Origin of the sequence: Nonomuraea glycinis, from assembly GCF_035920485.1 — a bacterium.
Lineage (GTDB): Bacteria > Actinomycetota > Actinomycetes > Streptosporangiales > Streptosporangiaceae > Nonomuraea > Nonomuraea glycinis.
In genome coordinates, this window is sequence record NZ_CP109166.1 from 5,123,372 (window position 1) to 5,144,256 (window position 20,885).

The 20,885-nt window shown below is 72.8% G+C and carries 17 protein-coding genes; 8 read left to right on the forward strand and 9 right to left on the reverse strand.

The genetic code is table 11. The features are described 5' to 3' along the window. Positions 1-123: 123 nt before the first annotated feature. Positions 124-2,208, reverse strand: a complete 2,085-nt coding sequence (locus tag OHA68_RS24185; protein WP_327102283.1) for a CHAP domain-containing protein — start codon at positions 2,206-2,208, stop codon at positions 124-126. Between the two features lie 350 nt (positions 2,209-2,558). Here OHA68_RS24185 and OHA68_RS24190 point away from each other — a divergent pair, with 350 nt between their 5' ends. Continuing rightward, the gene (locus OHA68_RS24190; RefSeq protein WP_327102284.1) at positions 2,559-3,227 is read left to right on the forward strand and encodes a PaaI family thioesterase; all 669 of its coding nucleotides are present in this window, start codon (positions 2,559-2,561) and stop codon (positions 3,225-3,227) included. Here the strand turns inward: OHA68_RS24190 and OHA68_RS24195 are convergent. Genes OHA68_RS24195 through OHA68_RS24220 form a run of 6 tightly spaced genes read right to left on the reverse strand, consistent with a single transcriptional unit; the run spans position 3,221 to position 10,284 of the window. Next, on the reverse strand, positions 3,221-3,970 hold the full coding sequence (locus tag OHA68_RS24195; protein ID WP_327102285.1) for a glucose 1-dehydrogenase: 750 nt from the start codon (positions 3,968-3,970) through the stop codon (positions 3,221-3,223). The two genes, OHA68_RS24190 and OHA68_RS24195, sit on opposite strands and share 7 nt — an antisense overlap. Further along, a complete protein-coding gene (locus OHA68_RS24200; protein WP_327102286.1) occupies positions 3,957-6,176 on the reverse strand; it encodes an acetate--CoA ligase family protein in 2,220 nt (739 codons plus the stop codon). The genes OHA68_RS24195 and OHA68_RS24200 overlap by 14 nt, the downstream gene beginning before the upstream one ends. A gap of 26 nt (positions 6,177-6,202) precedes the next feature. Further along, complete coding sequence (locus tag OHA68_RS24205; protein WP_327102287.1) at positions 6,203-7,777, reverse strand: class I adenylate-forming enzyme family protein; 1,575 nt, start codon at positions 7,775-7,777, stop codon at positions 6,203-6,205. Between the two features lie 13 nt (positions 7,778-7,790). Next, entirely contained in the window at positions 7,791-8,114 is a 324-nt protein-coding gene (locus tag OHA68_RS24210) for a VOC family protein (protein WP_327102288.1), read from the reverse strand. Beyond that, complete coding sequence (locus OHA68_RS24215; protein WP_189141515.1) at positions 8,111-8,473, reverse strand: Zn-ribbon domain-containing OB-fold protein; 363 nt, start codon at positions 8,471-8,473, stop codon at positions 8,111-8,113. Before OHA68_RS24215 ends, OHA68_RS24210 begins: the two co-directional genes overlap by 4 nt. Before the next feature lie 11 nt (positions 8,474-8,484). Then, entirely contained in the window at positions 8,485-10,284 is a 1,800-nt protein-coding gene (locus OHA68_RS24220) for a protein kinase domain-containing protein (RefSeq protein WP_327102289.1), read from the reverse strand. 158 nt (positions 10,285-10,442) lie between these two features. Between OHA68_RS24220 and OHA68_RS24225 the strand changes: the two genes are divergently transcribed. Continuing rightward, entirely contained in the window at positions 10,443-11,048 is a 606-nt protein-coding gene (locus OHA68_RS24225; protein ID WP_327102290.1) for a cysteine hydrolase, read from the forward strand. A 56-nt stretch (positions 11,049-11,104) separates the two neighbouring features. Further along, positions 11,105-11,842 carry an SDR family NAD(P)-dependent oxidoreductase gene (locus tag OHA68_RS24230; RefSeq protein WP_327109549.1) on the forward strand — a complete coding sequence of 246 codons (738 nt, stop codon included), beginning with the start codon at positions 11,105-11,107 and terminating at the stop codon, positions 11,840-11,842. Between the two features lie 115 nt (positions 11,843-11,957). Here the strand turns inward: OHA68_RS24230 and OHA68_RS24235 are convergent, their stop codons facing one another. Continuing rightward, positions 11,958-13,235, reverse strand: coding sequence for a serine hydrolase domain-containing protein (locus tag OHA68_RS24235; protein WP_327102291.1), 1,278 nt, complete (start codon positions 13,233-13,235; stop codon positions 11,958-11,960). A gap of 328 nt (positions 13,236-13,563) precedes the next feature. On the opposite strand from OHA68_RS24235, the gene OHA68_RS24240 reads away from it, so the two are divergent. Genes OHA68_RS24240 through OHA68_RS24260 form a run of 5 tightly spaced genes read left to right on the forward strand, consistent with a single transcriptional unit; the run spans position 13,564 to position 19,323 of the window. After that, complete coding sequence (locus tag OHA68_RS24240; RefSeq protein WP_407674507.1) at positions 13,564-14,475, forward strand: cyclase family protein; 912 nt, start codon at positions 13,564-13,566, stop codon at positions 14,473-14,475. 45 nt (positions 14,476-14,520) lie between these two features. Then, the gene (locus OHA68_RS24245; protein ID WP_327102292.1) at positions 14,521-15,465 is read left to right on the forward strand and encodes a cucumopine synthase-related protein; all 945 of its coding nucleotides are present in this window, start codon (positions 14,521-14,523) and stop codon (positions 15,463-15,465) included. After that, positions 15,462-16,538, forward strand: a complete 1,077-nt coding sequence (locus OHA68_RS24250) for an NAD(P)/FAD-dependent oxidoreductase (protein WP_327102293.1) — start codon at positions 15,462-15,464, stop codon at positions 16,536-16,538. Before OHA68_RS24245 ends, OHA68_RS24250 begins: the two co-directional genes overlap by 4 nt. Further along, a complete protein-coding gene (locus tag OHA68_RS24255) occupies positions 16,535-17,767 on the forward strand; it encodes a cytochrome P450 family protein (RefSeq protein ID WP_327102294.1) in 1,233 nt (410 codons plus the stop codon). The genes OHA68_RS24250 and OHA68_RS24255 overlap by 4 nt, the downstream gene beginning before the upstream one ends. Beyond that, on the forward strand, positions 17,764-19,323 hold the full coding sequence (locus OHA68_RS24260) for a class I adenylate-forming enzyme family protein (protein ID WP_327102295.1): 1,560 nt from the start codon (positions 17,764-17,766) through the stop codon (positions 19,321-19,323). The genes OHA68_RS24255 and OHA68_RS24260 overlap by 4 nt, the downstream gene beginning before the upstream one ends. 59 nt (positions 19,324-19,382) lie before the next feature. On the opposite strand, the gene OHA68_RS24265 is transcribed toward OHA68_RS24260, so the two are convergent. Beyond that, positions 19,383-20,879 (reverse strand): AMP-binding protein, encoded by a 1,497-nt coding sequence (locus OHA68_RS24265; RefSeq protein ID WP_327102296.1) that lies wholly within the window; start codon positions 20,877-20,879, stop codon positions 19,383-19,385. Positions 20,880-20,885: the final 6 nt, after the last annotated feature.

The following is a 20,885-nucleotide window of genomic DNA, read 5'->3' on the forward strand; positions in this document are numbered from 1 at the left end:
GGCGGCCTACTCGGCACGCGCCATCGGGGTACGGAAGCCATCGGGGTACGGGGGCCATCCGGCGAAGGTCCTGAATGGGTGCCGACGCGGCTGTGCCGGCCACGGTCTGGCCGCTAGGGGCGGTCAGGCGCGGTGGCGGCCTTGGCGGGAGCCTGGGCGGCGGGTGCCGTGGGTGGAGGTCTGGGGGTGCGGGGCCTGGGGGTGCGAGGGTTGGGAGGAGGCGTGGTTGGGGGTCGCGTCGTCGAACGGCGGGGACCAGTTCTCCGACAGCGATGCGCCTGCCATGGCCATGCTCGGGTCGGGGGAGTGGGTGGGCCTGGCGGCGGTGGGGGAGGTTGAGCGGTGGCGGCGGCCGCGCGGGGAGGCGATCACGGCGAAGCCGGTCAACTCCTCCGCCGGGTGCTCGCGACCGCGCCGCCGGCCGCAGTAGGCGCCGGAGGGATGCTCGCGGCGGGGGGTGGATCCGGTCGCGCCGCCGCGTGCGGACGCCGCGAAGGGGGTGAACGCGTCGAACTCGCTCGCCGCTCCCGGCGTACGGGAGAACGCCTCGAACCCGCTCGACGCGTGCCGGGTGCGCGGCGACGACTCGCCGCCGTTCGTGGCGTGCCGGTTGTGAGGGACCGACTCGCCGCCGTGCGTCGTGTGCCGGGGGCGGGAGAACGGCTCGAAGTCGCCGGTGCCGCGTCCGGTGCGGGAGAACGGCTCAAAACCGCCGATGCTGTGCCCGGTGTGGGGGAACGGCTCGGGGTTCCCGGTGCCGCGTCCGGCGCGGGGGAACGGCTCGAAGTCGCCGGCGCTGTGCCCGGTGTGGGGGAACGGCTCGAATCCGCTGGTGGTGTGGCCGGTGTGGGACTCGGGGCGGGCGGGTGTCCGGGGGGCGAGGGGGAAGGGCTCGAAGTGGCGGGTGCGGGGGGCGGCTCCGGTGGACGCCTGGGGGAGGTGGGTGAAGCGACCGATGGGGCCGGTGGATTCCAGCCTGCGGGGGAACGACGCGAGGTCCATGCCCTCCGACGTGGCGAGGGATCCCGCCATCGGCTGTGCGCGGGTGAACGCGTTGAACGCGCTCGTCGCCTCGGGAATGACGATCGTCTCGAACGCGGGGACGACGGTGTCCTTGAGCGACCTGAGTGCGCCGACGGGTTCGGCGGCGTCCAGGAGGGGCCGGTGCGGGCCGGTGAGCTCGACGGCGTTCCGGCGCGGCGGACGCTCGGTGGCGGCGCGCCTGGGCGTGGCCCCCTTGCGGCGGCGGCGATGGGCGGGAGCGGGCGCGGGGGCCGCGAGGGCCGGGCGCAGCCGCAGGCGCCTGGTCTTGGTGATCGCCAGCATCGCCAAGGTGGCGACCAGGGCGGAGGTGAGGATCGCGGGAGATCCGAGCGCGGCGGAGGGCGGTGTGGGGGCGGCGACGTCCGTGATCACGGGGATGGGGCCGGTGGTCACCGCGCTGGTGTCGGCCGCGGAGTGCTTGGCGTGCTTGCCGCTCTTGGGCACCGCCGGGGCGGAGATCGTGCCGGATGCCGGGGTGGAGATCTCGATCTTGGGCGAGGGTTCGGGCGCGGGCGCTTCGGCCTGGGCCTGCTCGCTCTTCTTCTTGGCGGTGTCCTTCGGCGCCGAGAGCAGCACCTTCGCGTCCTGCTCCGTCTCCAGGAACGGGATCTCCGGGCGGAGCTCGTCGGGCAGCTGGAGCGTGCCAGGCTTGGTGCTGCCGGGGTGGTCGGCCGAGTAATAGCCGTCGCGCATCGACTCCTTGGCGTCCAGCCGTTCCTTGATCTTCCACGGATAGCCGTAGCCGACGACCTTGCTGGTGTCGCGTTCCTTGCGCTTGGCGACTCCCCCGTCGATGTTTCCCTCGATGGTGAAGATCCGGCCGCCTTCGACCCGGGTCACGATGCCCACGTGGTCGATCCGGCTGATGCTGTCGGAGCCGCTCCAGTCGTAGAAGACGAAGGCGCCGGGCACGGGCTTGGTGCCCCAGGCGTCCTGCTTCTTGAACCACTTGGCGTGCGCGACGGTCCAGGCGAACTGGCCCATCCACTCCTCGTAGCCGAGCTTGTGCGCGGCCCAGGAGAGGAACATGTCGCACCAAGGAGCGTGCGTGTAGTCGGCGTCGAACTCCACGTTCTTGCCGTACCAGCTGCCGAACTTGGTGTACGCGCTGGCCTTCTCCGCGTAACCGAGTTCGCTCTCCAGCAGGTCGATGAACTTCTTCATCTCAGGGGTCAAAGTGTGAGGGCAACCCTTCGCACGAGTCCGGTTTCGTCCAAGCAGCCTGGGGTACCGGGGTGACCCGGGACACTTGTGACAAAACCGGAGACCTGTTGTCATCCGTGATGCGAGAGGCTACCGGCCCGTAAAGGCAGGTCAAGCATGCGCCAAGGGAAGCCCATGCCCGTCCCATGTCGGAAGCCGCAGGTCAGAAGTATTACGGAAATATCACGACAAAGGTGATTCAACGCAAAAAAGATCTACCAAATTTGGTGAACTACCTCGCTCCGCTGTCGGCTCTTCGCCGTACGTAACGGACGGGGCCGTATGTAGAACCTTGTTCTAAGATGCTGGGCATGACGATCGAGGCCACCATCAGTGAATCCCGGGTCGAGGCGCTGTGCGCCCTGGCCGAGCAGACCAGGGAGCTCATGGACGCCGTGGCCATGACCGGCGTCGGCGAGCAGGAGTTGGCCGCCGTCACCGCCGAGCTGCGGGCGCTGACCGAGCGGCTCGACGCGGCCGGCCGTACGTCCGCGCATCCTTTCGAGATCCGCCCCGACGGCACCGTCCGGACCCTGGGCAACGCGGTCATCGGCGCGGGCAACCCGTTCGCGTTCCCGCTGGTGATCGAGCAGGTCGGGGCGGGGAGCGTACGGGCGGAGGTGGCGTTCCGGCCGTTGCACGAGGGCCCGCCCGGCGGCGTGCACGGGGGGATCAGCGCCATGGTGCTCGACCACATGCTGGGCCAGGCGGCGGCCGTGGCCGGGTTCGCGGGCGTGACGGCCACGCTGACCATGTCCTACCGAGCGCCGGTGCCCTATGGCACGCCGGTGGTGGCGACGGCCGAGCACACCCGGGCCGAGGGCCGTAAGAGCTGGTCGGACGGGCGCATCTCGCTGCCCGACGGAACCGTGCTGGTGGAGGCGACCGGCCTGTTCGTCACACCGGCCGCCTGGCTCCGGGAAGGACCCCACGGCCGTCCCGGCGGCGGTGCCCGCCCAGGCCTCAGCACAGGTCAGTAGCCCGCGCCGGTGAGGAGTCCGCCGTCCACCGTGAACTCGCTGCCCGTGCAGTAACTCGACCGGTCCGAGGCCAGGAACGCCACTACGTGCGAGACCTCGACCGGCTTGGCGAACCGTTTGATGACCATCGACTTCACGAAGGTCTCCGCGTCCACCTCGGCCGCCAGGTCCGGGTCCAGCACCATGGGCGTGTTGATCGCCCCAGGATGCACCGAGTTGACGCGGATCTTGAACTTGGCCAGCTCCCTGGCCGCCGACTTGGTCACGCCGCGCACGCCGAACTTGGAGGCCGAGTAGGCGGACAGGCCCTCGGCGCCGATGAAGCCCTCGATGGAGGAGATGTTCACGATCGAGCCCTGGCCGGCCGCCTTCATGGGCTCGATCACCGACTTGATCCCCAGCCAAGTGCCCTTGAGGTTGACGCCGATGACCCGGTCGAAGTCCTCCAGCGACATATCGCTGATACGCCGAAATTTCAGGATCCCGGCGTTGTTGACCAGGATGTCGAGCGTGCCGTGCAGACCGACGGTCGTCGCCACCGCGTGCTCCCACTCCTGCGGGCTGGTGACGTCATGACGCACGTACGTCGCCCCGGTCTCCTGCGCCAGCGCCTTGCCCTCCTCGTCGAGCACGTCCCCGAAGACCACCCGCGCCCCCTCCCGCAGGAACAGCCGCACGTGCGCCTCGCCCATGCCGCGCGCCCCGCCGGTGACCAGCGCCACCTTCCCGTCAAGCAGTCCCACAACGCCCTCCCGCCGCCACGGCGACCGCCGCCGCCTCCATCGATCGGTACACGGGGATCCCCGCGGCCGTCATGATCGCCCCGATTTCGTCCTCGACTCCGGCAGGGGCGCACTCGCCGTTCCTGGTCACCAGCGTGATCCTGGTGGTGAGCTCGCGCTGCGCCTCGGCGAGCGCCCGCGCGTAGTCCAGCAGCGGCCCCGCCGCCGTCCCGTAGGTGAAGAAGCTCTGCACGTTCACATGCGCCACCACGTCGCGGTACGGCCGCCCGCGCACGGCGGCGCCGATCGTCTCCCGTACCAGCTCGGCCCGCCCCCGCGGCCCCACCGGGATCTCCAGCGGATTGCCCGAGGCCTGGATCCCGAGGCGCGGCAGCTCGCCGAGCACCGCGTCCGGCAGCGGGTCCAGCCGCACCCCGGCCCGCGCGAACGCGTCGGCGGCCAGCACCCCCGCCCCGCCGCTCGGCCCGATCACCAGCGTCCCGTCCCCCGCCGCCGTCCGCGAGCCGTGCGCCTGGAAGTACGCCAGGACGCCGATCAGCTCGTCCTGGCTGCTCACCAGCGCGACTCCGGCCTGCTCGGCGACCGCCTCCCAGATCCGCGACCGGCTCACCAGGCCGCCCGTGTGCGAGGCCGCGGCCCGCTGCCCCTGCTCGGTCCGGCCGCCGACCAGCAGCGCCACCGGCATCCCGGCTCCCGCGAGCGCCTCGTACAGGGCCCGGCCGTCACGGGGATCCTCCACGTACAGTCCCACGGCCCGTGTCTCCCGATCCTGGGACAGCCACCGCAGCAGCTCGGCCGGGGTGACGTCGATAGCGTTCCCCACGGTCGCCACCCGGCTGAAGGCGAGCCCGCGCCGCTCCCCGACCTTGATCACCTCTCCGGCCAGCCCGCCGCTCTGCGAGATCAGCGCGACCGTCCCCGCCGTCCCCGGCCCGCCGCCGACGAACGTCTGCCGGCCGCGCGGGCAGTAGACGCCCATGCAGTTCGGCCCGAGCAGCCGCGTCCCCGCCGCCCGCGCGGCGGCGAGCAATTCCCGCTCCAGCTCCGGCCGCCCCTCCTCGCCGAACCCGCCGCTCATCACCTGCACGTACGCCACCCCGCCGGCCTGCCGCACCACCTCGGCACACTTCTCCGCCGGTACGGCCACGAGCGCGTAGTCCACGCCGGCCTCGGTCAGCGACCGCACGGCGGGCACCCCGGCGACCTCACGCGCCCGCGGGTGCACCGCCACCAGGGGGACACCGGTCGCCTTGTAGAACTCCAGGAACATGTTGCCGAAGTTCGGCCTGGTAGTGGAGGCGCCGACCACGGCCACCGCCGCCGGCTCGAAGAGCCTCTCGAACCCGCCGTCGGCCGGAAGGCTCCGTGTCGCTTTCGTGGCCCACAGCCGGCCAGGTGAGCCATCCGTGTCCAACGGGGATGGGGGCGGGTTGGAAGACGTGCCAGGGGATGTGGGCGGGGTCGCGGGGGGTGTGGAGCCGGTGGGGTGGGCCGGGAGGTAGCGGGCGTCCACCGCTGTGGCGCCGGACGGGGTGGCGATGACCGGGTTCAGCTCGAACTCGCCGAGGTCCAGGCGCTCCCACAGCCCGCCGGGCCCGCCGACCGTCATGAGGAGCGCGACGACCGCCTCCAGATCCACCGGCGGCTCGCCCCGGTGGCCGGACAGCAGCGCCGCGCCGCGCAGGGACGCCAGCATCTGCCGCGCGTCCTTCTCCGACACCGGGCACAGCCGCAGCGCGGTGTCGCGCAGCACCTCCGCCAGCACCCCGCCCAGCCCTGCGAGCAGCACCGGACCGAACCCGGGATCGCGCACCAGCCCCACGATCAGCTCCACCCCCGCCTCCGCCTGCTCCTCCACCAGGAACCCGTCGGCGGTGAGGCCCTGCTCGTCCAGCCGCGCGGCCATCGCGGCGGCGGCCCCGGCCACCTGCTCCCGCCCGAGCCCGAGCACCACCGCGCCCGCGTCCGACTTGTGCGTCAGCCCGGGCCCGAACGCCTTGAGCACCAGCGGCTCCACCAGGTCCGCCACATCCTCGAACCTGAAAGCAGCGTCGAAGTCAGCACCGGACGCGGCCCTCAGCCGGGCCCCGGTCACCACGATCCCGCGGGGCACCCGTACCCCTGACTCCCGGAGCAGTGCCTTGACCTCGTGCTCGGCCACCGCCGCCGGGGCCACGGCGGGCAGGGGCCGCGTGAGCTCCCTCATCGAACCTCCTTCGAAGGCCGCGAACCTCAGGGCGAGCCGAGCAGGTGGCCGTACTGGTCGCGGATCTCCCGGCGGAGCAGCTTGCCGGGGCCGCCGGAGGCGTCCTCGAAGTGGGGGAGGGCGTCGGCGATCACGATGTGGTCGGGCTGCTGGTGCGGCGGGAGGGTGTCGGCCAGGGACAGGGCCACCTTGGCGGCGTCCAGGGTGTGCCCGGCGCGCGTCACGACCGCCAGCAGGATCCGCTGGTCCGCCGCCTCCTGCCCGTCGGCGTGCGCGGGCACGCCGACCGCGCCGGCCTCGGCGACGCCGTCCAGGGCGCTGACGGCGTCCTCGATCTGCGCCGGCTGCGTCCAGGCGCCGCCCTTGAGGATGGCGTCCTCGCGCCGCCCGAGCACCCGTAGCACCCCGTCCGCGGATAGGGTGCCGAGGTCGCCGCCGACGTACCAGTCGTCGCGCAGCACCTCCGCGGTCTTGTCCGGCAGTCCGTCGTAGCCGGTCATCCGGTGCGGGCCGGCGAGGTTGATCTCACCGGCCTCGCCGACGACCCGCTCGCCCGCCGGGTCCGTCACCCGGACCGCGTTGCCGGTGCGGGCCCGCCCGGACGAGCCGAGCGGGGTGGAGCCGTCGTCCACCCGCCCCATGCAGGTGTACGGGGCCTCGGTCTGGCCGTAGTAGGCGTAGACGGCCGCGTCGGGCAGGCGCCGCTTGATCCGCTCCAGCATGGTCGGCGTGAGCGGTTCGCCGCCCAGCATGATGACCCGGACGGACGACAGGTCCACGTTCTCGTGGTCGGGCGAGCCGAGCAGGGCCGCGTAGAACGAGGGGATCTGCGAGACGTGCGTGACCCGTTCCCTCGGCACCACCTTGAGGAAGTTGGCCGGACCCCAGTCCTGCTCCAGCACCAGCCGCATCCCGGCGTACAGGGCGGGTCCCACGATGGCGGGGAAGCCGATGCCCCAGATGATGGCGCCGGTGCCGAACACCGACTCGGCCGAGCGCGGCACGTCCAGCCAGATCTGGGCCGTCGCCAGGCACGAGGCGTGCGTGTGGACGACCGCCTTGGGCAGGCCGGTGGTGCCGGAGGTGTAGTACAGGGCGAGCGGGTCGTCGTGGAAGCCGCCCAGGGGCGGCTGCTCCGCCGAGGCCGTCGCCGTCAGGGCGTCCAGATCGACCGTGTCCGCGTCGGGGCCGCCCACCTTGATCCAGGTGGTCACGCCCGGCAGCGACGGCCTGATCTCGGCGACCAGCCGCTCCACCGTGGCGTCGTACACGAAGGCCGTGCACCGGGAGTGCTCGACCACGGCGCGCAGCGTGTCCGCCGGCCAGTACGGGTTCAGCGCCGCGGTGATCGCGCCGATCTTGGCCTGCGCCAGATAGACCTCGGCCACCAGCAGGGTCTCGTTCAGCAGGGCTGCGACCCGCTGACCGGGGGTGACGCCCGCGGAGAGCAGCGCGTGCGCGCGCCGGTTCACGACCCGGTCGAGCTCGCCGTAGGTGAAGCCGCGCTCGCCGCAGTAGGTGAGCGCCACCTGGTCGGGCGCGCGCATCGCGCCGGCGGTCAGGATCGCGTGCCCGTAGTTGCCGTACGGTGATCGCGCCATGGGGGCCTCCAGGTCAGAGGGGCGAATAGAGCACGAAGACGTTTCCTGAGGGGTCACGCAGCACGGCGCGCGTCTCATGCGGCCCGCTCTCGGGCGCGCGCACCACCTCGCCGCCACGCGCCTCCAGCTCCTGTACGGCCTGCGGCACGTCGTCCACCTTGTACGAGGGCGCGGCCGAGGCGGTGACGTGCTCGGCGGGCCCGGCCAGCGCCACCGTCACCCCGCCCCCGTCCAGCGCGGCGAACCGGTCGCCGTCACGGAACTTCACCGGCAGCCCGTAGAACGCGATGGCCTCGTCCAGGTCGGTGACGGGGATGAGCACGTTGCCGAGCCTCACAGGGGCCTCCAGTGCGGTAGGTCGTCCACGAACGTCACCCGTACCGGCATCCCGATCCGGACCTGCTCCGGCGGGCACCCCACGACATGCCCGAAGGCACGGACCCCCTCGGGCAGGTCCACCCACGCGGGCACGTACGGCTCGCGGCCCCGGTAGGCGGGCACGAAGGAGCGGTGCACGACGGTGAACGTGTGCACCACGCCCCGGCCGGACACCGGCTCGAAGACCAGCTCGTCGCCGTCGCACCAGGGGCAGCGCGGCTCCGGCAGGTGCACCCGGCGGGCGCAGGAGGTGCAGCGCTGGACGAGCAGCTCGCCGCGCGCGCAGGCGGCCCAGTAGGCCGAGATGTCACCGCTCATCGCTAGCCAAGCTAGCGCACGCTTGGTAGCCCGACAAGCTCCTCGGGGTCGGGGGAATCGTCCGGGCGGGCGGTCGCCGGGCCGAGGTTCGGGACGGGGGAGGGCGCGTAGGGGGTCTGGGTCTGGGTGGGGGTGGGCCGGTCGGTGGCGGTCGGGGTGGCGCAGGCCGGGCCGTCCAGGGTGACCTCGCTGATCTGGGGACCGTTGGCCGCCGCCGGTTCGGTCATCGCCACGATGGCCAGGTGCGCCCGCTCGCCGCACGCCACCGCGCCCAGGTCCCGCCGCACCTCGCTGGTGTAGTCGGTCCGGCCGGTGAGCGTACGGGTCTCGCTCGCCACCTCACGAGCCGGGCCGTCGCCGTCCCGCCGCATGTACGAGATGCGCAGGCGTACCTGGCCTGGACCGTCGGCGGTGACCCGCACCGAGCCCTCGGCGCCGCTCCAGGACACGATGCCCGCTGCTCGGACGGCCGGACGAGGCGCCGCCCCGGCACTCCGGGTACCGGTCGGCGTGGCGGTGGGCGTGGCGGTGGGTGGGGTGGCGGGGGCGGTCGTCGCCGGTGGTGGGGTGGCAGGGCCGGGGGTGCGGTGGGTTCCCGTGGGATCGGGCGGCCTTGGTGAGGCGTCGGCGGGGGTGTCACGGGAGGTGTCGGGTAAGGCGTCGGCGGGGGTGCCGCGCGGGGTGTCGGGCTCGGTGTCGGGCTCGGCGTCGGCCGCCGGGTCGGGCTCGGCGTCGGTGGGCTCCATCGGGCTCGAGGTCTCCGGCGGCGGCAGCAGCACCGTCGCGGGACCGGGTGGCAGCCGGCCGCCGGACATCAGCAGCGTGGCGGCCAGCGCGGCGACCGTGGCCCACGCGACCCACAGGTACGGCGGCCAACTCGGCACCCACCGCAGCAGGCGGGACACCCTGAGCGCCGCCGAGCCGGACCGGGCGGCCGAGGAGTCCGGCCTGGCCAGCGGGAAGCGCAGGGCGAGCAGGGTGGCGAGCTCGGCCAGGCTCCGCCGGCCGCGCTTCTCCCAGTCGGGCCCGTACCCCGTCTCGGCGTCCCGCTCCAGCTCGGCGGCGAACTGCCGGGCCGAGGCGTACCTGGCCGCCGGATCCTTGGCCAGCCCGCGCCTGAGCAGGCCGCGCAGCGGGTCCGGGACGATCTCCAGGGGCGCCGGCTCCACCAGGTGCCGGTCCCGCAGGGCGGGCACGTCGTCCGCCTGGTAGGGCGGCCGCCCCCGGACGGCCTCGAACAGCAGGCAGGCGGCCGCGTACAGGTCGGCGGGCGGTCCGGCGGCGCCGAGCGTCCACAGCTCGGGTGACATGTACGCCGGGCTGCCCGCGGGCACGTCCGGCTCCTCCACGTGCACCACGATCCCGAAGTCCGCGAGCTTGCCGGCGCCGTCCGCCTGGACGAACACGTTCTCCGGCCGGACGTCGCGGTGCGTCACGCCCCTCTCGTGGGCGGCGGCCAGGCCGTTCAGGACGGTCTTGAGCAGCGCGAGCGCCGCCTCGGGGGAGACCTGGCCGTGCTCGGCCAGGAGGATGCGCAGCGACACCCCGTCGACCAGCTCCATCACCACGGCCGCCCGCGCGGACGTCTCGACGTACTCGTGCACCTTGACCATGTCCGGCTCGTCGAGCTCGACCAGGGCGGCGGCGTCCGCGCGGTAGCGGCGCATGAACTCGGCGTCCCTGCGCAGGGTGGCGTTGAGGTACTTGACGGCCACATAGGCGCCGGTGGCCTGGTAGGTGGACAGGAACACACGGCCGGTGCGGCCCTCGCCGAGCTGGCGTACGTCGCGGTAACCAGGGACCAAGTCCAACCCCCCGTTGATGGCGCCTCTTGCATTCGACGGTCTCACCCGGGGTTCCGGTTGTCACGACTGTGGATATTTCGTACGAAGTAATCGGGATATAGCCGTACGGGATCCCCGCGCGTACGCTTTGCCAAGCAAGCGCTCGGCTAAGAAAGGGGTCTCGGGTGGGGAAGACCGCCGTGCTGGTGATGGAGATGCAGAGGGGCGTCGTCGGCGATCTCACGAAATTTCCGGATCTGGTGGAGGCGTGCCGCCGCCACGACGTGATCGCCAACACCGCGGCTCTGCTCCAGGCGGCCAGGGCGGCCGGGATGCCGGTGATCCACTGCACCGCAGCCTTCCGCCCCGACCGGGCCGGCTCCCACACGGGCAACTGCCCGTTCATCGTCGTCCTGCTCAAGGATCCCGCCCACATGCTCGACGGCACCCCGCCCGTGGCCGTACTGCCGGAGCTGTGGGAGGAGGGGGATCTGGAGAGCAGGCGCCATCACGGGTTCTCCCCGTTCACCGGCACCGCGCTCGACACCACCCTGCGCTCCCTCGGCGTCTCGGCCGTGGTGGCCACGGGCGTCTCCCTCAATCTCGGCATCCCCGGCCTGGCCCTGGAGGCGGTCAACCTCGGCTACCGGGTCACCGTGGTCACCGACGCGGTCGCGGGCATCCCGGAGGACTACGCGCAGGCCGTACTGAGGCACACGATCAGCTTGCTGGCCACCCGCACCACCACCGCGCCCCTCATCGAGGAGTGGAAAGCGGGAGCCGGCCGGTGACGGTCGAAAAGGGAGGACCGGACGCCACCGGCCGGATGGAGGCGGGTGTGACGGGGATGGGTGGGATGGGGCTGGGCGGGCGGGTGGCCGTGGTGACGGGGGGAGCGGGGGGTATCGGGTCGGCCATCGCCGCTGACCTGGCGTCGCTCGGCGCGCGGGTGATCGTCGCTGACGTGGACCTGACGGGCGCGGAGAAGGTGGCGGCCGGGCTCGCGAGCGCGTCGGCGCTGGCGCTGGACCTGGCCTCGCCTCCCTCGATCGAGGAGTTCGCCACCGCAGCAGAGCGGGTGGACATTCTCGTGCACAACGCCGGCGTCTCCATCGTGGAGCCGTTCGTCAGCAGCGACCCGGCCGGCTGGGACCTGATGTGGCAGGTGAACCTGCGCGGGCCGATGCTGCTCACCAAGCTTCTGCTGCCGGGCATGCTGGCGGCGGGTTGGGGGCGGCTGGTGTTCGTCTCCTCCGACGGCGCGAGGGCCGGCTCCGGCGGCGAGGCGGCCTACGCGGCGACCAAGTCAGGGCTGTTCGGCCTGGCCAAGACGCTCGCCCGGGAGGCCGCGCGGGCGAACGTCACCTCCAACGTGGTCTGCCCCGGCCCCACCGACACCCCCATGCTGCGCCGGATCAGCGCCGACCGGCCGGGCCTGGTCGAGAAGATCACCCGAGGCGTCCCACTGCGCCGCCTCGGCACTCCCGCCGACGTGGCCGGACTCGTCGCCTACCTGTGCACCGACCGCGCCGCCTACATCACCGGCCAGACCCTGTCGGTGAGCGGCGGCGTGACCATGCACTGACCACAGGCGTCGACCACGAGCGTCGACCACAGGCGTCGACCACAAGGATCACGAGCGTCGACCACAGGCGCTGCCCCCGGGCGCTGACCCCACAGGCGCTGACCGCAGGCGCCTACTACAGCGACTCGTAGACGGCCTGGATCAGGTGGTAGGCGCGCATGCTGCCGGAGAGGGCGTCGGCCATCTGGTTCATGACGTAGCCGGCGGCCAGGCCGTGCTCGGCGTCGCCCAGGCCGAGGAACCCGCCCGCGCCGCTGTGGCCGAACGCGCTCGGGGACGGCGCCAGGAACGTCATCGCCGGGCGCATGTAGCCCAGCCCGAACGAGCTGTCCACGCTCAGGATCCTGTCGGGGCCGGTCACCCGAGGGCGGATGGCATCGCTCAGCGTCTCCGGGCGCAGGAGCTCGCCGGCGACCAGCGCGCGGTAGAAGCCCGCGAGTCCGGCGGCGCTGGTGACCACGCCTGCGGCCGGCCAGCCCGCCCGCAGGATGACCGGGTTGTTGGCGCCACCGTCGAGCAGGCGCATGTCGGGATTGCCGAGCGCCCGGTTCATCAGGCTCTGCGGGTCGCGGGCGGCAGCAGCCATCCGAGTGAACACGGTCCCCCCAGCGGCGCCCCCCGCAGCATCCCCGCCAGCGCCCCCTGCAGCGCTCTCAGCGGCGCCTCCTGCGGCGTCCGGCGCGGTGCTCCCAGCGGCGCCCCCCGCAGCGCCCCCTGTGGCGTCCCTGGCGGCCTGTTCCGGTACGGCTGTGACCGGGTCGGAGCGGCGGCCGGGGCCCTTGATGCGGGCGGCGCGTTCGATCACGTCGTCCGGCGCCCCCACCCACAGATCCAGCCCCAGCGGACCGGCGATCTCCGCGGCCACCAGGTCGCCCACCGACTTACCGGTCACCCGCCGCACCACCTCACCCACGAGGAACCCGTACGTCAGCGCGTGATACCCGTGCGCGGACCCCGGCTCCCAGATCGGCGCCTGGCCCGCGAGCCTGGCCGCGATGGCCGGCTGGTCCTCGAACAACGCCACCGGCACCGGCTCCTCGAGCAGCGGCAGCCCGGCCTGGTGGGTGAGCAGGTGCTCGACGGTGATCGACGCCTTGCCCTCGGCGGCGAACTCCGGCCAGAGGTCCGCCACCGGCGCCGAGACGTCCACCAGCCCCCGCTCGGCGAGCTGCAGCAGGACGGTCGCGGTGACCGCCTTGGTGCACGAGTACGCGAACACCGGCGTGTCGTGCTCCCAGCGGCGCCCGGTGCGCCCGTCGGCGACCCCGTCCCACAGGTCCACGACGAGCTCCCCGTTCTGGTAGACCGCGAACGCGGCCCCCAGCTCCAGCCCTTCGGCGAACTGCCGGGCGAAGACCTCGCGCACGCGGGAGAAACGGGGATCGCAGTGCATGGAACCTCCGAGAGCTCATCGGCTGCCGAGCCTAACAATCACCGTCATATCAGCACAGGTTCTGGACTGTGAAGTGTGGCCCTTCAGGGTGTGATATGCGGCTTACGCTGGGTGTGGGCCTCGCTCGGGAGGGAGGTGTGATGACTCCAGGCTGCGGCAACTGCGACTGCGATGACGTGCTGTTCACCGCCAAACCACCGCGGATCGGAACGGTTCAGGTGCAGGACTAGGCGGCAACGCGCTCCTGATCGCCGCGACCGGCGATCAGGGGCCTTTGTCATGTTCGGGGCTGGTCGCCGGGTCCATCAGCTGCGAGAGTCGGATGATGATCAGCGGCGAGCCGAACAACTGGGGCCGTTTCGGCCCGGAGGACCAGCGCGGGACGCTGAACCTGCTCACCCCGCCGGTGGTGCTGGCGGCGCTGGCGAGCGCGACCGAGGGGCGGGTGCTCAGCCTCGCCATGCCGATCAGGGGCTCGACCTCGTCACCGGCCCCCGCGACCGTGCCGCACCTGCGCGGCCGGCCGCTGCCGCAGCACTTCATGTCGGTGGACGGTGGCGACTACGCGGCCGGGACCAAGCCGGTGGGCGCCGGCCTGCGGGTGGCCGACGACGCGCTGATCGTCACCCACCACGGCACGACCACGCACATGGACGCGCTGTGCCACATGTGGTCGGGCGACGAGCTCTACAACGCCCATCCGGCCGCCCGCGTGCGCTCCTACGGCGCGGGCCGGTGCGGCATCGAGCGGGTGGGCGGCGTGGTGGCCCGGGGCGTGCTCTTCGACGTGCCCCGCCACCTGGGGCTGGAACACCTGCCGGCCGACTTCCGCATTCCGGCGGAACTGCTCCGGGAGATGGGCCCCGAGCCGCAGCCGGGAGACGTGGCGATCGTCCGCACCGGATGGCCGAGCGTCTGGCGGCGTTCGCCGGAGGAATACTGGTCCGGCCAGCCGGGGCTGTCGCCGGACGCGGGCCGCTGGCTGGCCGCGCGCGACGTGGCCGTGGTGGCCTCCGACAACGCCGCGATCGGCGGCCTCGACGAGCGTCAGCTCGCCACCGAGGCGCTGGAGGACGACCTGCACCTCATCCTGCTGCACCGGCACGGCATCCACCTGATCGAGATGCTCTGGCTGGACGAGCTGAGCGCCTCGGGCCGCACCGACTTCGTGTTCATGGTCGCGCCGCTCGTAATCGAAGGCGGCACAGGCAGTCCGGTGAATCCGCTGGTCATCCTGTGACCCCCCTGCCGATTGTCACTATTTGCGTTGATAGCATCACATGCTGTGACTACTTCGAGACGCGTAGAAATCGGCTGGCCCGGCCTGGGCATGGCCGTCACCGCTGAGCTGGACGAGCGCAATGCCGCTCTCGCGCAGAGCCTGTGGGACGCACTGCCGTACCGCAGCCTGCAGGGCCACGCCCTCGTGGCGGGCCACCACCTCTACCACGTCGCTCCGATCCACGACCTCCTGCACGTGCCGGCCACCTACGCGGTGGACCGCCGCACGGTGCCCGACGGCACGATCTTCGCCTCGCGCCTGCAACACCTCGGCATCAAGTACGGCGAGCTGACCGAGCCCATGCCCGCCACCCCGATCGGCCAGATCGTCGAGGCGGACCTCGACGTGCTGGGCGAGGCGGGCCGCGCGGTCTGGGAGGCCGTCTACCGGACCAAGAAGCCCGTCATCGCCGAGGTCAGGCGCGCGGGCGAGGACGCCGGCCACCGCCTGCCCCGGCTCACGGTGGCCGACCCGGAGGTCGACGCCCTGATCGCCGACGTGCACGCCGAGACGGAGCGGATCTGGCTGGCGCCGCCCGAGGAGCTGGTCGACCTGCACGAAGGCCGCATCCCGTCCTGCGCGGGCAGCTACGAGACCGTCCTCACGACCCTGCTCTTCGTCAACGGCGAGACCCGTCCGCTCGGCTACGCCTGCTACGGCGGCCTGGTCAGAGCGGCCTACGAGGGCATGCCGATGGAGTCCCTGCGGCAGATGGCCCGCATCCTGGCCAAGACGCCGGCCGAGTTCCTCGGCTACTGCGGCCTGCAGACCCTGTGGGCCTTCACCGGCAGGCTGTTCGACTGCCTCGACCGGATCGACGACCGGGATGACTTCGTCGCGGTCATGGCGCACATGGGCCTCTACGTCAACTGCCTCGGCGGCTGGAACCTGCACCTGTTCCCGTGGCAGGTGGGTGACCACCTGCGGCGCGTCGGAGCGTTCGCGTGAACGGTCAGGGGCGGGCCGTGGTCGTCGGTGGCGGGGTGATCGGCCTGTCGATCGCCTTCCACCTGGCCGCGGCCGGCGTCGACACCGTCCTGCTCGAACGCGGCACGCTCGGTTCCGGAGCGTCGCGGGCCACGGCCGACGTGGTGCGCGCCTACTTCGCGGGCAACCCGGTGAGCTCGGCGCTGGCCGTCCGCAGCCTGCGGGCCTACCACGACTTCCCCGGGCTGCCACTGCGCCAGGTCGGCTACCTCGTGCTGTTCACCGAGCAGGAGCAGGTGACGGCGTTCGAGGCCGACCTGCCCGCGCAGCGCGCCGCCGGGGTGGAGGTCGAGCTCATCGACGCGGCGGAGGCCAGGCGGCTCAACCCGCTCATCGGCGGCGACCTGCCGCTGCTGGCCGCCGCCTGGTCGGCCCAGGCGTACGTCTCCGACACCGCCGCGATCGTCAACGGCTACGCGGAGGCGGCCAGGCGGGCCGGGGCGAAGCTGCGCACCGGCTGCCCGGTCACCGCCATCGACGCCGACCGGGGCCGGGTGGAGACCGCCTCCGGCGCGATCACGGCCGACGCCGTGGTCTGCGCCGCCGGTGCCTGGTCGGCGCCCCTGGCCCGCTCGGCCGGCGTGGAGCTGCCGCTCCCCGAGCCGATCATCCAGGAGTTGCTGCTCACCGACCCGTTGCCGCCCATGCCCGACATCCCGGTCACCCTGCATGCCGCCAGCGGCCTGCTGACGCGGCTGCGCGGTGACCGGATGCTGATCGGCATGGGCTATCCGGGTCCCGACCGGGACGCCTGGCGTACCGGGGTGGCCATCCAGTTCGCGGCCACGTACCCGAGTCTGGCGGGGGCGGGGCTGCACACGGCGTTCACCGGGGCGCGCGACGCCAGCCCCGATCGCACCGCCTTTATCGGCCACCGGCCGGGGCCGCCCGCGTTCCTGTACGCGGCCGGCTTCTCCGGGCACGGCCTGTGCAACGCGCCCGCGGCCGGCGAGCTGGTCCGCGACCTCTATCTGGGCCAGGACCCGTGGCTCGACATCGCCACGCTGGCCGCGACGCCGGAAAGGGTGGGATGACCATGGACTGCCGGCACGCCGAATTCACCCTCGACCCCGCCACTCCCGACGTGCACGCCGACAACGAACGGCTGCGCGAGCTCGGGCCGCTGGTCCCGGTGGAGATCGACGGGGTGCGCGCGTGGGCCGCCACCCGCCACGCCACGCTGGCGGCGGTGCTCGCTCATCCGGACCTGTCGAGGGACGTACGCCACTGGGACCCGGAGGGACGGGCCGCCGTCTCCATGGCCACCGCCGTCGGCAAGATCACCTCGGACACGTCCATGCTGAACTCCGAAGGCGAGGCGCACCGGCGGCTGCGTACCCCGCTGATCAGGGCGTTCACCGCGCGCCGGGTGCAGGAGCTGCGCCCGCGCGTCGCCGAGATGGCCGCCGACGTGGTCGACGCGCTCGCGAAACTGCCGTCGGGGCCGGTCGACCTGCGGCAGCACTTCGCCTACCCGCTGCCGCGCGACGTCATCTCCGAGCTCATGGGCATCCCGGAGGGCATGCGGGAGCAGCTGCACGAGCTCACCGACGTGGCCGCCCGCGTCGGCGACGGCCCCGACGACGTGAGCGGCCACCGGGCCGCCCTGTACGAGCTGCTCGACGAGGTCATCGAGGTGCGCCGCGGCACGCCCGGCCAGGACCTGATCACCGACCTGATCGAGGTCCGCGAACAGGACGGCGAGCGGCTCAGCAGATCCGAGCTGCTCGACACGATCGAGCTGCTGTTCATCGCCGGGCACGTGACCACCGTCAACCTGCTCACCAACGCCGCCCGCGCCATGCTGACGCGGCCCGACCAGCTCGCCCTCGTCCTGAGCGGCGAGCGGCCGTGGAGCGCGGTGGTCGAGGAGACGCTCCGCTGGGACTCGCCCGTCGCGCACTTCCCGATGCGCTACGCGGTGCGGGACCTGGAGATCGACGGGATCCGGCTGCGCAAGGGCGAGGCGGTCGTGGCCTGCTTCGCCTCGGCCGGCCGCGACCCGGACCGGTACGGCGAGCGGGCCGACCGCTTCGACGTGGCCGCCCCGCAGCCGGGGCACCTGTCGTTCGGGCACGGCACCCACTTCTGCCTGGGCGCGCCACTGGCCAGGCTGGAAGGCGAGGTGGCACTGGCCGCGCTGTTCGAGGCCTATCCCCGGACGGTGCTCGCCGGACCGGACAGCGGCACCCGCCCGCTCGGCACGGTGCTGGGCAACAGCACCAGAAGCCTGCCCGTACTGCTCGGTGAGAGGTCGGTATGAGCTTCGGCCAGGCGATCATCGACGGTCTGCGCGCCGCGGGCCCGCGCGAGGTTCTCGTGCGCGGCTCGCGGCGGCTGACCGGGCAGGACGTCCTGGCGATGGTGTCGGGAGCCGCACGCTCGCTGGAAGCCGGCGGCGTGCGGCCCGGCGACGCCATCGCCTTCCTGAACGGCAGAGGCCCCGAGTCGGTCATCGGCCGGCTCGTGGCCTTCGCCCTCGACTGCCCCGCCATCCAGGTGCTGCCCGGACTTCCCGTGGAGGTCGCGGCCGAGACCATGCGGGCGCTGCGCGCCACGGCGGTGCTGTACGAGCCCGACCGCAAGGAGGAGGCCGACCGGCTGCTCGCCGCCTGTCCGGTGCCCGTCCACCGCTCGTTCGACGACCTGCTCGACCACCCGGGCACCCGGCCGGTGACCCTGCCGGCGACCCGGCCGGAGGACCTGTCGTCGGTGACCTTCACCAACGGCACCACCGGCGACCGCAAGGCCGTCGCCTACAGCCACCGCGCCGAGGTCGCCCACCTCGACGCGGCCCGCGCCTTGTTCGGCGCCTGGCCGTGGCGGCTGCTGGTGTGGCCCGGCCACCACCTGCCCGGCCTGATGGCCCAGTGGACGCTCGCCGCCGCCGGCACCGCGCTGCTGGTGGACGAAGGGGAGATCGGCCGTGAGTGGGAGGTGATCGCCCGCGAGCGGGCGACGCACGTGCTCGCCGGCCCGCCGTTCCCCTTCTACACCTTCACCCGCCGCATCCCGGACGAGCCGGGCAGCGTGCCGCTCCTGCTGTACGGCGGCGCGGCGGCGGTCCCGGCGCGCACCTGGGAGGCGGCCCGGCGGCTCGGCCCCGCGCTCATGCAGACGTACGGGCTGAGCGAGGCCGGCTTCGTCACCGCGCTGCCGCCCGCCGACCACGCGAACCCCGGCCTGCTCACCTCCGTCGGCCGCGCCGTACCCGGCGTGGAGCTCCAGGTGCGCGACTCGGCCTCCGTGCCCGTCTCCGTCCCGGCCGGCGAGGTCGGCGAGGTGTGGGTCCGCTCGCCGCAGGTCATGACCGGGTACGTGAACGACCCCAGGCGCACCGCGGAGACCCTGCGGGGCGGCTGGGTCCGTACCGGAGACCTGGGGCGTCTCGACGGCGGCTACCTGTTCCTCGTCGACCGGGTGGAGAGCGGGTTGCCGCCCGGCGTGCACGCCTACCCGATCGAACACGCCCTGACCGGCCACCCGTCCGTCACGGACGCGGCCGTCATCGCCCTGCGCGGCCCGGACGGCCGAGCGGTCACCGCCGCGGTCGTCCAGGTGAACGGTCCGGACACCAGCGACCCTGGCGCGTCCGGCCCGGACACGCCATCTCCGCGCGTGGGCGCCGTGGACGCGCGGGAGCTGTGCGACCTGGTCCGCAGCTCGCTCGGCCCGGCCAGTGAGCCCGGACACCTGTGGGTGGTCGACGACCTTCCGCGCACGTCCGCCGGCAAACCGGACAAGGCAGCGCTGCTCGCCCGGTTCCAGCCTCTCGTGGACCAGCATGCGAAGGGCGCCGCCACCGTCGGTCCTGTCTGACCGTCGGTCCTGTCTGACCTTTGGTTCCGCCTGACCTTCGGTCCCGCTTGACCCGAGGGTCAGGCACCGGGGTAGTTGCCGCCGCCGTGGGCGGCGTCCAGGGCGTCGTAGTCGGGAGTGAAGCCGCGTTTGGGGATGGCCGCCACGAAGGCGACATGGGTGGGCTTCTTGTACGACGCCAGCTGGGACGCGACGTGGGACACGATGTCCTCGGCGGTGGCCGTGGCGTCCGGTGCGAGCGCCACCACGGCTTTGACCGCCTGGTGCCAGGTGGGGTCGGGGACGCCGATGACGGCGGCGTCGGCGACGGCGGGGTGGGTGCGGAGCGCGCGTTCGACCTCCGCCGGGTAGATGTTCTCGGCGCCGGACTTGATCATGCGCAGGCGGGGGCCGATGAAGGTGATGGTGCCGTCGGGTTCGCGGCGGCCGAGGTCGCCGGTGTGGTGCCAGCCGTACGCCGACTTAACCGCATTTAAGTCGGGCCGGGCGAAATATCCGGAGAAAAGGGTCTTGCCGCGGGCGCAGATCTCGCCCACCTCGCCCGGCGGGACCTCGGCGCCGTCCGGTCCCAGGATGCGGACCTGCGCCAAGGGGGAGGGGCGACCGGCGAAGCCCGCCGCGCCGGGAGCCAGGCCCAGGAAGGTGAGCATGCCGCCCACCTCGGTCTGGCCGTACCCGCCCATCTTGGAGCGGCACCACGGAGAGTCGTCCACGGTGATCATGTCGTCCCACTCCTGGGAATGGGAGACGAACCTCAGCGACGACAGGTCGTACTTGCCCTCCCGGTTCGCCGCCACCACAGCGTCGATCATCTGGCCGAACAGGAACGCCTGCGTGACCCGCTCGGCGTCGATCAACCGGCACACCTCCTCGGCGTCGAACGCCGGGGTGAACACGTTCGTGCCGCCGATCTGGAAGGTCGCCAGGCAGAACATCATCGTGCCGACGTGGAACAGCGGGCCGTTGTCGAGGAAGGTGAAGCCTGGCTCCATCTGACGGATGACCAGCAGTGACGTGCTGTGGGCCAGGAGCGCGGCGCTGCTGAGCAGGGCGGCGTTCGGCCGGCCCTCGAAGGCCGCGGTGTAGAGGGCCAGCGTCGGCTCGGTGTCCGCCACCTGTGGAAAGTCCCGCACCGCCCCGCCGGCCACCAGCGCCTCGTACTCCGCTCCCGCCCGGACCCAGACGGCCGTACCGGAGCCGGTGTGGAGAGGGGTGGTCGTTTCGGAGGGTTGCCAGATGACGGCGGCGGGGGTCAGGTCGTCGAGGATGAAGCGGAGCTCGTCCTCGGACTGGCGCCAGTTGGCGGGGCAGAAGACGGCGCCCAGGCGGGAGCAGGCCAGCAGGAGTTCGAGGACGGCGTGGGAGTTCTGGCCGAGCCACAGGACGCGGGCGCCGGGGGTGACGCCGCGGGCGGCCAGGGCGTCCGCGAGGCGGGTGACGCGGGCGTCGAGGTCGGGGTAGGTGAGCCGGACGTCGCCGTCCACGGCGGCCGTCACCTGGGGGCGGCTGCGGGCGTGCTCGGCGAGGACGTCCGAGAGGGACAGGCTGTGCAGCATCGCTCC